This is a genomic window from Flavobacterium sp. (genome assembly GCF_035299005.1).
Classification (GTDB): Bacteria; Bacteroidota; Bacteroidia; order Flavobacteriales; family Flavobacteriaceae; genus Flavobacterium.
This window is the reverse complement of record NZ_DATGXL010000013.1, coordinates 186,244-202,814: the sequence shown is the minus strand read 5'-3', so window position 1 is coordinate 202,814 and position 16,571 is coordinate 186,244. Positions and strand designations below refer to the sequence as shown.

Annotated in this window: 8 protein-coding genes; 4 read left to right on the top strand and 4 right to left on the bottom strand. The window is 33.3% G+C overall.

What is annotated here, in order from left to right:
• The first annotated feature begins 211 nt into the window (after positions 1-211).
• Complete coding sequence (locus VK164_RS08840; RefSeq protein WP_324208992.1) at positions 212-4,486, top strand: T9SS sorting signal type C domain-containing protein; 4,275 nt, start codon at positions 212-214, stop codon at positions 4,484-4,486.
• A 103-nt stretch (positions 4,487-4,589) separates the two neighbouring features.
• Positions 4,590-5,978: a dipeptidase gene (locus VK164_RS08835; RefSeq protein ID WP_324208991.1), complete on the top strand. Its 1,389-nt coding sequence runs from the start codon at positions 4,590-4,592 to the stop codon at positions 5,976-5,978.
• 42 nt (positions 5,979-6,020) lie between these two features.
• Here VK164_RS08835 and bioB read toward each other — a convergent pair whose 3' ends face one another.
• The 3 genes from bioB to VK164_RS08820 form a co-directional block, all read right to left on the bottom strand.
• The gene (bioB, locus tag VK164_RS08830) at positions 6,021-7,103 is read right to left on the bottom strand and encodes a biotin synthase BioB (RefSeq protein ID WP_324208990.1); all 1,083 of its coding nucleotides are present in this window, start codon (positions 7,101-7,103) and stop codon (positions 6,021-6,023) included.
• 65 nt (positions 7,104-7,168) lie between these two features.
• On the bottom strand, positions 7,169-8,479 hold the full coding sequence (locus VK164_RS08825; RefSeq protein ID WP_324208989.1) for an HTTM domain-containing protein: 1,311 nt from the start codon (positions 8,477-8,479) through the stop codon (positions 7,169-7,171).
• A complete protein-coding gene (locus VK164_RS08820) occupies positions 8,460-9,404 on the bottom strand; it encodes a bifunctional riboflavin kinase/FAD synthetase (RefSeq protein ID WP_324208988.1) in 945 nt (314 codons plus the stop codon). The genes VK164_RS08825 and VK164_RS08820 overlap by 20 nt, the downstream gene beginning before the upstream one ends.
• Positions 9,405-9,534: 130 nt before the next feature.
• Between VK164_RS08820 and VK164_RS08815 the strand changes: the two genes are divergently transcribed.
• Together VK164_RS08815 and VK164_RS08810 are read left to right on the top strand one after the other, a co-directional pair.
• Positions 9,535-12,276, top strand: a complete 2,742-nt coding sequence (locus VK164_RS08815; RefSeq protein WP_324208987.1) for a reprolysin-like metallopeptidase — start codon at positions 9,535-9,537, stop codon at positions 12,274-12,276.
• Positions 12,277-12,394: 118 nt separating this feature from the next.
• Complete coding sequence (locus VK164_RS08810) at positions 12,395-15,730, top strand: reprolysin-like metallopeptidase (protein ID WP_324208986.1); 3,336 nt, start codon at positions 12,395-12,397, stop codon at positions 15,728-15,730.
• Between the two features lie 52 nt (positions 15,731-15,782).
• Here the strand turns inward: VK164_RS08810 and VK164_RS08805 are convergent, their stop codons facing one another.
• Positions 15,783-16,559, bottom strand: a complete 777-nt coding sequence (locus tag VK164_RS08805) for a DNA/RNA non-specific endonuclease (RefSeq protein WP_324208985.1) — start codon at positions 16,557-16,559, stop codon at positions 15,783-15,785.
• Positions 16,560-16,571 lie beyond the last annotated feature (12 nt).

The following is a 16,571-nucleotide window of genomic DNA, read 5'->3' as shown; positions in this document are numbered from 1 at the left end:
GTTTCTAAATTAACCGCTACAAATCAAGCGTTACTTGTGAAAACTACATTAACTAATGGTCAGACTATCACTAAGAAAGTAGCGTATTAATAATTTATTGAAAACGCTTAACAAAGAATCCCAGTTTATACTGGGATTCTTTGTTTTTATGAAATAAAGTAAAATTAATTAAGACTTTTTGATATATTTGTTTTCCCCAAATTACTACATTATGAAAAAAAAATTACTTAGAGTAAGCCTTTTCCTCTTAGCTACTATGGCTACAGGTTATTTTTTAGCTACAAAGTTTGAAGAAAAAGAAATTATTAATAATAATGTTATTTCTTTTGACACTCAAGAAAAACAAACTGAAAGCCCTGAATTAAAAAGTAAATCCAAAAGTTTAGTTGTTCACTCTATTAAAAAAGAGCACAATGTTGTTTCATTAGAGAAAAATATTGTAAATCAAACTTCTCAAACATATTCTGAAAAGGAGTTAGATTCTATTGAAAAACTAAGAGAGAAATACCATCAATTAGTTAATTATCATCCGTATAGAAAAAAAATGCGTTTGCCAAAAGCAGAACGTAAAGCTTTAGGGTTACCTCCAAATGCATATAATGAACAAGAATGGTTATATACGGCAGACCCAAATTTAGGGCGCCCAACACCAGAAGTTACATTAAATTTACAAAAAGAATTAAATCAACAGCTAGAATCAGGACGTGTTCCAGGAGACGGCATGGATAATCAATGGGTTGAACGAGGTCCTAATAACGTTGGAGGGAGAACTAGAGTAGTTATGTTTGCCCCTGGGAGTACTACAAAAGTTTTTGCAGGAGCTGTTAGTGGTGGATTATGGGTTAATAATGACATAACCAGCGCTGCCGGAAGTTGGTCTCAAGTTTCAGGAGTACCAAGCAATATGGCCGTAACTTGTATGACTGTAGATCCGCAAAATTCTAATATTATGTATATTGGAACTGGAGAAGTATATACTTGGGGTGCTGTCAATGGTAATGGAGTATACAAATCTATTGATGGTGGTCTTACATGGAAACTTATCTTTACGGGTTCATCAACTGTTGTTGGTGATATGATTGCTTATATTCAAGATATAATAGCGTGGAGAAATCCAACCACAGGGTTAACGGAAATTTATTTTGGAGCTGATGCTATGGCATATACTGAAGAAATTACGTCAGCTTCAGGAGGAGCTGGTTATTCTTATTTAGGATCAAACACAGTTGGGCTTTACAAAAGTACAGATGGGGTTAATTTTGTCAGACAAACGAATGCTTCTTTGTATAGTACAGCAGGAACAAAGTTTGTGGCTCCAAATAGTTTTACTATTGATTTTGCTGGAAATTTATTCATGGGTTCGAAGTATAGTTATGCAACAGGTGAAGGAGGAGGAAGAATTTATAAATGTACAACAGGATCTGATTGGACTTTAGTTCGTAATTTTTCCACAACAGCGACAGACGGAGGTAGAGTACAACTAGTGGCATCTAAGACTACTGCAAACAGAATGTTTGCATTATGTGAAAATAACGGAACAGGATTGCCTTTTATAAGAAGGTCAACAGATGGTTTTGCAACCGTAAATACAACAATAGCTTTGCCAATAAGCACAGGTAATCAACCACCAGCAGCCTCAGATTTTACTCGAGGACAAGCTTTTTATGATTTAATGATTGGTATGAATCCAACAAATGATAATGAAGTATATGTTGGGGGTATTGAAATTTTTAGAACAACAACAGCTTTTACTGCCACGGCAGCTTCAATGTGGACTCAGCTAACAGATTGGACAGGAAATAACGGTTCGTTAGATGGAGTTCATTCAGATCATCATGTAATGACGTTCTGCCCAACGCAAACATCTAGGGTTGTTTTTGGGTGTGATGGAGGAGTTTATTATTCAAATGATTCAGGAACTACGATAGGTGTTAGAAACAACAATTATAATGTAACACAAGTATATAAAGCAGATATTAATACCGCATCAACATCTGTAAACAGGTTCATAGGTGGATTACAAGATAATGGGTCACAGTATGTTTCAAATGCTGGGGCAGGAACAAATGCTACAACTGATTTGTTTGGTGGTGATGGTTGTTGGGAATTTATTGAAGATACTGATGCATATGTAATTGCTTCTTATGTATATAATTATTATTCTAGATATAATATTAATGGTGGATGGTCTTATGATATTGCATCTAATCAAAATGACGGCGATTTTGTTAATGAATGTGGTTTAGATAGTGCAAATGATAGACTATATGCTAATGGCACAACAGCAACACCTACCTACCAAATCTATAAATACGATTTAGGTGCAAGTAGCGCAACAAGAAGAATACTTACAAATGCGCTTTTAAACGATATTCCAACTTTTTTCAAACCAATGCCAACCACAACAACATCTGTTTTAGTTGGTCTTGCAAATGGAAGATTGTTACGTTTAAACAATGCTGCACTTGCAACTACTACAGCTACAATTAATGCAATAACATGGTCAAATATTGCAGACCCTTCTTGGACAGGAGCTATTTCAGATATTCGTTTTGGAAATACTGAAAACGATATTTTTGTCACATTTCATAATTATGGCGTACCGAGTATTTGGTATTCTTCAAATGGAGGAACTTCTTGGCAAAATAAAGAAGGAGATCTTCCAAATCTACCGGTTAAATGTATCTTACAAAACCCTAATGCTACTGATGAAGTAATTATTGGAACAGAATTAGGTGTTTGGTATACAATGAACTTTAGTGCAGCTTCACCAAATTGGAGACGTTCAAATGACGGAATGAAAGATGTTAAAGTTCTTAATTTTGAATATAGAGCTCTTGATAATACAATTGTTGCTGGAACATATGGTAGAGGAATTTGGACAGGTCAATTTTGGCAATGCGGAACAACTACAACTACATGGAATGGTTCTGCGTGGAGCAATGGGGTACCAACAAGTAAGGTTGCGGTTACTTTTGCAGGAAACTATTCTTCAACCACCAATTTAGATGCTTGTTCAGTTACAGTTAATACAGGAGTAAATGTTGTATTTAATTCTGGGCATACGTTAAGAGTAGGTGAAAATGTTACTGTAATTGGTACTGGTACTTTAACATTTAACAACGGCGCAGCTTTAATTCAGCATACAAAACATGCTGTTAATTCTGGAAATATAGTTGTAAAACGAAATTCAGCACCAATGATTCGTCAAGATTATACGGCATGGTCTTCACCTGTTGCAGGTCAAAATTTATTGGCTTTTTCGCCAAATACTATTGCAACTCGTTTTTATGAATATTTGTATACAGGAACAACAACACCAACGGCTTATCAATCCGTAGCGCCTTCTACAAATAGTTTTACTACAGCTAAAGGATACATGATTAGAGTTGATAATACATGGTCAAGTGTAACGCCTACGGTTTTTAACGGACAATTTATCGGAGTTCCTAATAATGGAAGTTTGACTTATTCAGTTGGACTAGGTTATAATTTATTAGGAAACCCATACGCGTCTCCTATTAGTGCTTATAGATTTTTAATTCAAAATCCAAAAGTAGAAACATTGTATTATTGGACGCACACAGTTCCTGCAAGCGGCGGAACATATCCTCAAAACAACTATGCTTCATATACTACTTTGGGTGGAACGGCTTCTGCGGCAGGAGGTGCAATTCCAAATGATAAAATTCAAATTGGGCAAGGATTTTTCATACAAGCAAATACAGCACACACAGTTACTTTTGAAAATGAATTACGCGAAGATGCCAGTACAACAACTCAATTTTTTAGAAGCAATGAAGCAGTATTTGAAGCTTCTGAAAAACATAGAATATGGTTAAATCTTAATGATAATTCTGAAAAATATAATCAAATTTTAGTTGGATATTTACCAAATGGAACTAATGGTTTTGATAGATTAATTGACGGAAAAACATTAGATACTTCAAAGACAACATTATACAGTTTAATTGATGGAAACCAAGAATATGTTATTCAAGGAAAAGGGAATTTCTCAGAAAATGACACAATAAAAATAGGTTTAAAAGTTGTTACACCGAGCAGCTTTGAAATCAGTATTGAGCAATTTGACGGATTATTTGCAAATCAAGCGATTTATTTAAGAGATAATTATACGAATGCTATTCATGATTTGAAAGAAGGTGCTTATTACTTTTTGTCTCAAGCAGGAACATTCAATGATAGATTTGAGTTGGTGTATAAAAAACCATCTAATCAAGAAGAAATAATTATAGAGAACACAATTTTAGTTTATGCTAATAGTGGTGTTGTAAATTTAAATTCTTCTGTTGAAAAAATAAGTTCAGTTGCAATTTATGATGTTCTTGGAAAAGAAATTTTTGCAAAAGCAGATATCAATAATAATGAATTTAAAGTTCAAAATCTTGCTATTCAAAACCAATCGTTAATTGTGAAATTAACATTGGAAAACGGAAAACAAGTAACCAAAAAGATAATTTTTTAAGAAAAAATTTTTTTACCAAAAGCCCAGTCAAATTATGATTGGGCTTTTTTATTTGATGAAATCTAAACATTTTTTGTATTTTTGAAATTATTCAATAAACACAATGGAAAATATAAAGCAATACGTTCAAGCTAATAAAGAACGTTTTATTAATGAGTTAATCGATTTATTAAAAATACCATCAGTTAGTGCAGATAGTGCTTACGCGCATGACGTAGTTTCAACGGCTGAAGCAGTAAAAGCTAGTTTGGAAAAAGCCGGTTGCGATTTCGTAGAGTTGTGCGAAACACCAGGCTATCCAATTGTTTATGGTGAAAAAATAATTGATAAAAATTTACCAACTGTACTAGTTTATGGTCATTATGATGTGCAACCACCAGACCCAATGGAATTATGGACCTCACCACCTTTTGAACCGGTAATTAAAACTACAGAAATTCATCCTGAAGGAGCAATTTTTGCGCGTGGAGCATGCGATGATAAAGGGCAAATGTATATGCATGTAAAAGCTTTTGAATACATGATTCAGAACAATTGCTTGCCATGTAACGTTAAATTCATGATTGAAGGAGAAGAAGAAGTGGGTTCAAAAAGTTTAGGTTGGTTTGTAGAACGCAATCAAGAAAAACTTGCAAACGACGTAATTTTGATTTCCGATACAGGAATGATTTCAAATCAACAGCCTTCAATCACAACTGGTCTTCGAGGGTTAAGCTATGTAGAAGTTGAGGTAACTGGTCCAAATAGAGATTTACATTCAGGATTATATGGAGGTGCTGTTGCTAATCCAATTAATGTGTTGACTAAAATGATTGCTTCGCTTCACGATGAAAATAATCACATTACGATACCTGGTTTTTATGATAAAGTTGAAGAACTTTCGACAGAAGAAAGAGCTGAAATGGCAAAAGCACCATTTTCGTTAGAAAACTATAAAAAAGCTTTAGATATAGAGGATATTTATGGTGAAACTGGTTATGTAACTAATGAAAGAAATTCTATTCGTCCAACATTAGATGTAAATGGAATTTGGGGAGGTTATACTGGAGAGGGTGCAAAAACAGTTATTGCAAGTAAAGCTTATGCAAAAATTTCAATGCGTTTAGTGCCAAATCAAGATTGGGAAGAAATTACAGAATTGTTTAAAAAGCATTTTGAAAATATTGCGCCAAAAGCAGTAAAAGTAAAAGTTACGCCTCACCATGGAGGTCAAGGATATGTAACCCCAATCGATAGCGTGGGCTATAGGGCTGCAAATAAAGCTTATACAGAAACATTTGGAGTGCCAGCAATTCCAGTTCGTTCAGGAGGGAGCATTCCTATCGTAGCTTTGTTTGAAAAAGAATTAAAATCCAAAACAATATTAATGGGATTTGGTTTAGATAGCGATGCAATTCACTCGCCAAATGAACACTTTGGAGTTTTCAATTATTTAAAAGGAATTGAAACGATTCCATTATTCTATAAATATTTTGTAGAAATGAACAAATAGTAAAAAAGGTTGTCAAAATTAACTGACAACCTTTTTTTATGATTATTTTTTGCTTGAAGCTTCTAAATTTCTTTCAATTTCATGTCCTGGTCTAGACCATTTTGGCTTTTCCCCTAACGACTCATATTTTGAATCGGCAGCTTCAACAGTTTTTGGTTGCATTATTTTAATAAATGGTTTTTGCGGTTGCAATCCAAGTGTTTCAAACATTTTCATATCTTCGTTTACATCAGGATTTGGAGTAGTTAATAATTTATCACCTGCAAAAATAGAATTAGCACCTACAAAGAAACACATTGCTTGGCCTTCTCTACTCATTTCGGTTCTTCCTGCCGATAATCGAACTTGTGTTTCGGGCATAATAATTCTTGTAGTGGCAACCATTCGGATCATTTCCCAAATCTCAACTGGTTTTTCGTTTTCCATTGGTGTTCCTTCTACTGCTACTAAAGCGTTAATGGGTACCGATTCAGGTTGAGGATTTAAGGTGGATAAAGCAACTAGCATTCCTGCTCTATCTTCAATACTTTCACCCATTCCTATAATTCCACCACTACAAACGGTGACATTGGTTTTACGAACGTTGTCAATTGTTTTTAAACGGTCTTCAAAACCTCGTGTTGAAATTACTTCTTTGTAGTAATCTTCGGAAGTGTCTAAATTATGATTATAGGCATATAAACCAGCTTCTGCCAATCGAGCGGCTTGATTTTCTGTAAGCATTCCAAGTGTACAACAAACCTCCATATCTAGCTTGTTAATTGTGCGAACCATTTCTAATACTTGGTCAAATTCAGGGCCATCTTTTACGTTTCTCCATGCTGCACCCATACAAACTCTTGATGAACCTGAAGATTTTGCTCTTAATGCTTGTGCTTTTACTTGTTGTACAGACATTAAATCATTTCCTTCTATATCTGTGTGATAACGAGCAGCTTGTGGACAATAGCCACAATCTTCTGGACATCCTCCAGTTTTGATGGATAATAAAGTTGATACTTGAACAACATTAGGGTCGTGATGTTCTCTGTGAATAGTTGCAGCCTCAAACATTAAATCCATTAATGGTTTATTGTAAATGGCAATTATTTCTTCTTTTGTCCAGTTATGTTTAGTAATACTCATGGGGTCATTTTATTAAGCCTCAAAAGTAAATAATTACTTTGGAAATAAAAACAACAATTAGTAATTTAGAGAGGTTGTAAAATTATCCATTCGTTATGAAAGAAATAATCCCATTTTGCTTTTGTGAAATCTTGTTTTGGGTCGATTAAGGTTTTGTATTCACCTCTGTTAATACTGTTTTTGCAATCTATATAAATGCTAATATTTTTGTAGGCATACTCTTTTTTTATACGCTGACAATATTGCCAAATAAAATCTGGTTTTGTCGCTAGATTTTTTGCTTGATAGGGTGTTAAATCTTTATTATAATTATAAATAAAAACTTCGTTAGTGTTGTTGTCTTTTATTTTAATATTTATATAGCCTGAACGTTCTCTAAGCATCATGCGCCAACTCAATCGATGGCCTTCCTCGGTCCATAACACATCCCCTTTGATTAAATAATGTCTTAAAGGGAGTAATGATTGAATAATAAGAAAGGGTAAAAATATATGAAGGACTATATTTTTACCATAGAAATTGTTTTCAGTATTTGATGACCATTCAATTTTAGGTTTTCTTTTTAAGAATATACTTCTAATATTTTCAGGGTCATAAAAGAACAAGCTAAAACTCAAAGCAAAAAAAGGAAAAATACCAATTTGTAAAAACGTTGCATTGAATAAATGAAAAATTAGTGAGGATAAAAGAGCAAGTGTTCTAGTTTTTTTAAATAATAAAAAAGGAACAATAAGGAAGTCAAAAAAAATACCTGCGTATGCAATGAACAAATAAAACCAAGGTTTAGAGAAAATGTTTTTAAAATGTGGGAATAGATTAGATGATGAAAGTAAGTTTTTCGTAAACGTGCCATCTAACCAATCTGGATATAGTTTTGCGATTGATGCATAAAAATACAAAATAGCAATTTGAATGATAAATACTAAACTAATCCAGTGAGGCATTGAAAATTTTTTGCTAATTCGTCCTTGTTTTACATCTACTGAGGCAAAATGATTAGCAGGAAGAAAAATCATGAAAAAGCTTATAATTAATAATAAATAATAATGATTGTTATAAGTGGTTTTTTGCATAAAATAAACGCCTGCCCACAATATGGTGTAAAAAATCATTGCCAAACGATAATAATAACCAAGCATAATGAAAATTCCTAAAATTCCCATTAGTATAAAATAGTAAAACATTCCGTTTTCAGGGAGTGGCTTGATCCATTCAAATCCAATAAAAGGAAAAGTATATTTTAAATCAATTAAATTTGTTTTTACCCATCCAGTAGCAATTGCACCAAAACTTTCACAAGTGATAAGAAAGCCAAAAAATATTCGGAATACTATTAAAGGGGCGTTATCGATTTGTTTAAAAAGAAATGTTTTCATGATTTTTCAAAAATGCTAATGAAAATTCGCGATCTCTATATAATTGTTCTTTTAGCGCATCAATTGATTCAAATTTTTGCTCTTCTCTTATATGTTGTAATAGTGTTATGGTAAGCATTTTGTTATATAGATCTTGATTGAAATCAAAAAAATGAACCTCAATTGTTTTTTCATTTTCCCCTAGGGTTGGGTTGTAACCTATATTCATCATTCCATAAATAATAGAATTGTTGATTTTACTTGAAACAATATAAACGCCGTTTTTTGGAATTAATTTGTAACTTGCTGATAAAGATATGTTTGCTGTGGGAAATCCTATAGTTCTGCCTAATTTTTTTCCCGGTGTTACTTTTCCAGAAAAAAAATAATTGTATCCTAAATAAGTGTTTGCAAGAATGATATCACCATTTGTAAGTGCGTTTCTGATTTTGGTTGAACTTACAGAAATTTCATCAATTTCTTCAGCATTAATTTGTTCTACTTCAAAATTATATTTTTCTCCAAATAAGATTAAATCATCAATATTTGCAGTTCTGTTTTTTCCAAAACGATGATCGTGACCAATAATAATTTTATGAATATTTAATTTCTCAACTAAGATAGATTGTACAAAGTTTTCTGCAGATAATTCTGAAAAATTTTCGTCAAAAGGATGTATAATTAGATTATCAACGCCAAACTTTTGTAATAATTCTATTTTTTCTTCGATAGTGTTTAAAAGTTGAATTGAAGAATCTTGTTGCAAAACCATTCTTGGGTGTGGATAAAAAGTAAGAACTAAACTATCATAAGTGCCCTTTATAGTTGAATTTTTCAGCTTATGTAATATTGATTGATGACCTAAATGAACTCCGTCAAAAGTTCCTAAGGTTATGATGTTTTTTTTTGTAGAGCTAAACTCAAAAATTGAATGGAATGTTTTCAAAGCATTTAAATTGTGACAAAGATAATTTCTTCAAGTAAAGAAAAGAAAGTAAATTAAAAAAAAATGATTTTATTGTTAAGTTTTCGTTTTTTTTGATATTTTTGTGTATTAATCGTAATTATAACCAAAAATGAAAAAAACTTTACTAATTTTTATTTTTTCGCTTTTGACAGCCTCATTAGGTTTTTCACAAACGGAAAAAGCATGGTCAAACTACAAGGGCCAAGAGATTAAAGTTTCTAAATCAGCACAAAGAGAATCTTTTCCCCAAGATTTTAAATTAATGCAATTAGATTTAGCAACTATGAAACAAGTTCTGCTAGTAGCTCCAAACAGATTTGAAAGCAGTAAATCAAATTCTATTATCTCAATTCCAAATAGCGAAGGGGTTTTAGAGCGTTTTGAAATGTTTGAAGCTTCTAACTTTGATGCTGAATTACAAGCACAATATCCTGAAATTCGTTCATTTGTTGGACAAGGTATAGACGATAAAAAAGCAATATTAAGACTTAGTGTTGACCCAAGAGGTATACAAACTATGATTTTTAGAGCTGATAAAGGGACAGAGTTTATGGAGCCTTATTCAGAGGACAATAAAGTTTATGCTGTTTATCAGTCTAGTTCTAGAAGAAATGGCAAATTACCTTTTACTTGTTCAACATCTGATCAAGAATTGATTAGTGACTTATCTACAAGCGATGTTACATCTCGATCAAGTACTGGGTCATTGCTAACGTTTAGATTAGCATTATCTTGTAATGGAGAATACTCTAATTATTTTGGAGCAACTAGTGCCGCTCAAGTGGCAAATGTTTTAGCTGCATTTAATGCAACAATGACTAGAGTTAATGGTGTTTTTGAGAAAGATTTTGCAATACATATGAATATTGTTGCTCAAACTACGAATGTAATTTATTACAATCCTACAACTGATCCATATACAACTATGGCAAATTGGAATACACAATTGCAGCAAGCATTAAACACAACATTAACAGGTACTGCAACAACATTAGCGGCGAATAATGCTGCATATGATGTAGGTCATATGTTTGGATCTACTGGTGGAGGAGGAAATGCTGGTTGTATAGGCTGTGTTTGTGTTAATGGAATAGCTGCAGGGACAGGTTCTACAAAAGGTAGAGGGATTACTTCACCTGCTGATGGTGTTCCTCAAGGAGATACATTTGATATTGATTATGTAGCTCATGAATTAGGTCATCAATTTGGTGCAAACCACACCTTTTCAAATGCAAATGAAGGTTACGGTGTAAATAAAGAAGTAGGTGGAGGAGTAACCATTATGGGTTATGCGGGTATTACATCATATAATACGCATATGAATTCTATTGATATTTTCCATGCTGCAAGTATTGCACAAGTTCAGGCTAATATGTCGACTAAAACTTGTCCTACAACAACAGCAATTACACACAGCGCACCTGTTGTTAATGCAGGAGCAGATTATACAGTTCCGTTAAGTACACCATTTATGTTGACTGGTTCAGCGACAGATGCAGGTGGAACCAGTACATTAACATATGCTTGGGAACAAAATGATGATGGTGGAACTAACATAGATGCGGCAAGTGTTGCTAGTGCAACAAAAACAACAGGGCCAAACTTTGCTTGTTATCCAGCATCTTCTAGTCCAACTAGATATTTGCCAAATATGACTTCTGTTTTAAATGGTAGCACAACAACTCAAGGTGTTGGAGTAACTATGGAAGCACTAAGTTCCGTTGCAAGAACGTTGAACTTTAGACTTACTGCTCGTGATAATGTAGCAGGACAAGGTCAAACTAATTTTGATGATATGGTAGTTACTGTAGCAAATATTGCAGCATTAAATGTTACATCTCAAAATACGGATGGAATTTCTTATCCAACAGGGTCTACTCAAACGGTTACATGGACAAGTGCTGGTAATAGCGGTATTGCTGGTGGCGCAAATGTTGACATCTTATTATCGACTGATGGTGGTGCTACATGGACAACACTTATAGCAGGTACGCCAAATGATGGTTCTCAGGCAGTTACATTGCCTTCTACTCCAGCTCCATTTTGTAGATTTATGGTAAAGGCAAGCGCAAATATTTTCTTCAATGTTAATACTAAAAGTTTTGCAATTGGTTATGTAGTTACAAATACTTGTAATACTTACACAAATAATACTGCATTGACTGTTCCAGATGGTACAGGTGCAAATACACCAGGGGCAGTAGTTTCTAAAACGATTGCTGTGCCAACTCCAACTCAAACAATTTCAGATGTTAATGTGACATTAGGCTTTACTCACACTTATATTGAAGATTTAGTTATTGCTATGAATCACCCGGATAATACTCAAGTTGTATTATGGAATAGAAATTGTGATAATGCACCAGGATCATTAACATATGTTTTTTCTGATGGGAATCCAACAGTTCCAACAACTGGATGTACTGCAACAACAGGTACGTTTGCACCTAATACTTCTTTATCAACTTACAATGGTAAAGTAACTAATGGGACATGGACATTGCTTGCGGCAGATTATTATAATGGTGATACAGGTAGTATTAGTACATGGTCAATCGAGCTTTGTTATCAACAAATTGCTTTAGCTGAGGAAAGTTTTTCAATTAATGATTTAGCAATCTACCCAAACCCAAGTAATGGAAACTTTAATATTCAATTTACTTCAAATTCAGGTAATGAAATTAAAGTTGGTGTACATGATATGAGAGGAAGAGAAATTTTCACAAAATCATATACAAATAACGGATTGTTTAATGAGAATTTACAATTAAGTGGTGTACAAGCAGGTATTTATCTTGTAACAATTCAAGATGGTTCTAGCGAAGTGACTAAAAAAATTGTTATTGAATAATTAGTTATAAATAGAGTAAAAAAGAGGTAGTGAGAGCTACCTCTTTTTTTTGGCTTTAAAAAATTGCATACTCAATAAAAATATTATATTTGTCTATTAATCATAATCTTAACCCAAAATGAAAAAAACTTTACTGATTTTATCCTTTTCGTTATTGATGACCTTTTTTGGTTTTTCACAAACAGAAAAAGCTTGGTCAACCTATAGTGGTCAAGTAATTAAAGTTTCTAAGTCAGCACAAAGAGAATCTTTTCCCCAAGATTTTAAATTGATGCAGCTTGATTTAGTAACAATTAAACAAGCCTTACTTGGAGCTCCAAATAGGTTTGTTAGTAATAAATCTAACATAATTATTTCAATTCCTAATGCTAACGGGAAGTTGGAACGTTTTTCAATATTTGAATCTTCAAATTTTGACAAGGAATTGCAAGCTCAATTTCCTGAAATTCGTTCTTATGTAGGAATAGGTATAGATGATAAATATGCTCAATTAAGAATGAGTATTGATCCTAGAGGGATTCAAACAATGGTTTTTAGAACAGATAAACGAAATGAATTCATGGAGCCATATTCGGAAGATGGAAAAATTTATGCAGTATATTCTTCAGAAAGAGTTAAAGGGAAATTACCGTTTACTTGTTCAACACAAGAACAAAATTTAACAAATAAATTTAGTGATAAAGTTTCTAAAGATGATTCAAATTTTCTGCGTTCAAGCACTTCTGAACTATTAACTTTTAGATTGGCTTTATCTTGTACTGCTGAATATTCAAATTATTTTGGAGCAACTAGCGCCGCTCAAGTAGCAAATGTTTTAGCTGCATTTAATGCAACAATGACAAGAGTTAATGGTGTCTTTGAAAAAGACTTTACAATTCACATGAATATTATTGCTTCAACTACAAATGTAATTTATTACAATGCAGGAACTGATCCGTATTCTGCAGCTGCTGCTGGTTCAGGAGGAGCTTGGAATGCTGAATTACAAAACACATTGACAAGTGTAATCACTGAGGCTAATTATGATGTTGGACATTTATTTGGAGCTTCAGGTGGTGGTGGTAATGCTGGTTGTATTGGTTGTGTTTGTGAGGACGGGTCAAAAGGGAGCGGTTTTACATCTCCAGCTGATGGAATACCTTCTGGTGATAATTTTGATATTGATTATGTTGCTCATGAAATGGGTCACCAATTTGGAGCGAATCATACTTTTTCACATAATAATGAAGGAACAGGGGTAAATATGGAAGTTGGTTCTGGTTCAACTATAATGGGTTATGCAGGTATAACATCAAGAGATGTTCAACCTCATTCAGATGATTATTTTCACTTTGCTTCAATTTTTCAAGTAGAAACTAATATGGAAGGCAAAACTTGTCCTGTGAGAACGTCTATTGCTAATGGGGCACCAATTGTTAATGCAGGATTAAATTATACAATTCCCAAAAGTACACCTTTTATTTTGACAGGTAGTGCTACAGATCCGAATGGAAATCCATTAACATATTGCTGGGAACAAATTGACAATGCTGGTTCAACACAAACAAATGCTGCTTCTGCAGCTTCTGCAACAAAAGCTTCGGGACCAAATTGGAGATCATATGACCCAGTTAGTTCAACTTCAAGATATTTTCCGCCAATTGATAGAGTTATAGCAAATTCCACAACGACCAACGGCACTGGTAATGATGTAATTGTGGTTGAAGCACTAAGTTCAGTCGCAAGAACATTAAATTTTGCACTTACAGTCAGAGATAATGTTGCAAATGGAGGTTTAACTAATACTGATGCAATGGTTGTCACTGTAAATGGTACCGCTGGACCTTTTGCAGTAACAGCACCAAATACTGCAATTTCATGGCAAGTTGGAACTAATCAAAATGTAACATGGAATGTGTCAGGAACTACAACTAATGGAGTAAATTGTGCAAATGTTGATATATTTTTATCTACAGATGGAGGTTACACGTATCCTATAACTTTGGCTTCTGGAGTTCCAAACGATGGCTCGGAAAGTATTACAGTTCCAAATAATATTGGAACAACAAATAGAATTATGGTAAAAGGGAATAATCATATTTTTTATGATATTTCAAATGTTAACTTTACAATTGCGGCTCCAACTCCATCTTTTTCATTGTCTTATGCTGGAGCTATAGGTGCACAAACTGCGACAATTTGTCAAGGAAATTCAGCTTCATATAGTTTGCAATATACACCATTAGCGGGTTTCTCTGGAACAACTACTTTTAGTGCTACTGGAAATCCTGCTAATACTTCTGTAAGTTTTTCTCCTGCTTCAACAACTGCAAGTAGTGCTGTTGCCGTAAATATTACTTCAACTGCCGCAGTTGCAACTGGTACTTATACAATTGTTGTTACTGGAACATCTGGTGCTACAACAAGAACAGTTAATTTGTATTTAACTGTTGTTAATGGAAGTTTTGGTACTCAAAATTTAACTTCTCCAGCCAATTTAGCTACTGGTCAAGCAACTTCTACTGTTTTATCTTGGCCAGCAAATGCAGCAGCTACTTCTTATGATGTTGAGGTTGCAACAGATGCTGCTTTCACAAATATTATTGCATCGGGAACTGTAACAGGGACATCTACAACTGTTTCTGGATTAAGTGAAGTAACAGATTATTTTTGGAGAGTTAAACCAAAAAATACAGGATGTTCAGGAACATTTAGTACTTCTTATAAGTTTACTACTGGTGAATCTAATTGTACATATAATTATTCTAATAACACTACATTAGCTGTTGGTGACGGTGCTGGAGCTAATACGGCAGGAACAACTGCCACGAAAACAATTGTTGTTCCAGGAGCAGTTACAGGAAATATAAATGAAGTAAATGTTGGTTTAGCTTTTACACACACATATATTGAAGATCTTGTTATTGAGTTGGTACATCCAGACGGAACAATTGTCTCTTTATGGAATAGAAATTGTGATGAAGAGTTTGATAATGTTAGCATTACTTTTTCAGATGGTAATCCTGCAGTTCCAACATCTGGATGTACAGTTTCCACAGGGACTTTTTCACCAGACTCACCGCTTTCTGCTTTAAATGGAAAAACAGCAAGTGGGACATGGACCTTAAGAGCTACAGATTGGTATAATGGAGATACTGGATCTATAGGGAACTGGTCAATTAATTTGTGTATGGCTCAGACTCCATTAACAAATGAAAATTTCTCAATCAGTGATTTAGCAATCTACCCAAACCCAAATAACGGAAACTTTAATATTCAATTTACTTCAAATTCAGGTAATGAAATTAAAGTTGGTGTACATGATATGAGAGGAAGAGAAATTTTCACAAAATCATATACAAATAACGGATTGTTCAATGAGAATTTACAATTAAGTGGTGTGCAAGCAGGAATTTATCTTGTAACAATTCAAGATGGTTCTAGCGAAGTAACTAAAAAAATAGTAGTTGAATAATTTTGTAATTATTTAATTGAAAAGTCCCGATTTATCGGGACTTTTTATTTTTTTAAAAACTCCATTTTTTATATTCTGATGATGATTCTAATTTTGTTTCTAAGTCGTCATTAAGTTTTGGAAAAAAATCAATTCCAGTTCTTTTCTCAATTTCATCAACACTTACAACAAATTCATACAATGGTTTTTCAGATACTTCATGTGGAACTAAAAAACCAATCATTTTTGAACCATCTTGAGTGATTAAAATTTTATAAAAGTATTTTGGAACAGATACTTCTTCTTTTCCAATAGTTTCTAAATCATTACTTAGTACACCACCAGTTATTACATAAATACCATCATTTTTTTCTGCCCAATACCTTGTTTTCTCCTCTAATCTATTCCATATTCCGGCATTAAATTCAAATAATTGAGGAGATATATTTGAAGTATAAAATGTTTCTTTATATGCAGAATATGAACTTTTTCTGTCTCCTGCAGGGCATAAGTGTCCTTTATTGTAACCCGATTTTTTGTAGTTTCTCCAATCTGCTGATGCAGTTTCCACAATAGGATCTTGTTCAAAAAAAGGTCTTTCAAATTTTGAATTGGTTATGTCGTCTTTGTTTAAGCTATAAGCAACCCATTCACTTTGTTCATGCTCTTCTGAATAGGAGAATGTGTAACCGTTATGTTTGTATATTGTATTTGTGGTTGAGGTTGGTAAATAATCAAAGTTTGATGTTAATGCATTCTTGTCTTTTTTTTCTTGATAATTTTTTTCAGGTTTGTTTTCTATGCATGAAAATAACATTAGAACAATATTTATAATAACGAGTTTTCTCATAATCTATCTTGG

Coding starts and splice junctions, on each gene's coding strand:
- VK164_RS08840 (WP_324208992.1), top strand. CDS start 212: ATGAAAAAAAAATTACTTAGAGTAAGCCTTTTCCTCTTAGCTACTATG.
- VK164_RS08835 (WP_324208991.1), top strand. CDS start 4,590: ATGGAAAATATAAAGCAATACGTTCAAGCTAATAAAGAACGTTTTATT.
- bioB (WP_324208990.1), bottom strand. CDS start 7,103: ATGAGTATTACTAAACATAACTGGACAAAAGAAGAAATAATTGCCATT.
- VK164_RS08825 (WP_324208989.1), bottom strand. CDS start 8,479: ATGAAAACATTTCTTTTTAAACAAATCGATAACGCCCCTTTAATAGTA.
- VK164_RS08815 (WP_324208987.1), top strand. CDS start 9,535: ATGAAAAAAACTTTACTAATTTTTATTTTTTCGCTTTTGACAGCCTCA.
- VK164_RS08810 (WP_324208986.1), top strand. CDS start 12,395: ATGAAAAAAACTTTACTGATTTTATCCTTTTCGTTATTGATGACCTTT.
- VK164_RS08805 (WP_324208985.1), bottom strand. CDS start 16,559: ATGAGAAAACTCGTTATTATAAATATTGTTCTAATGTTATTTTCATGC.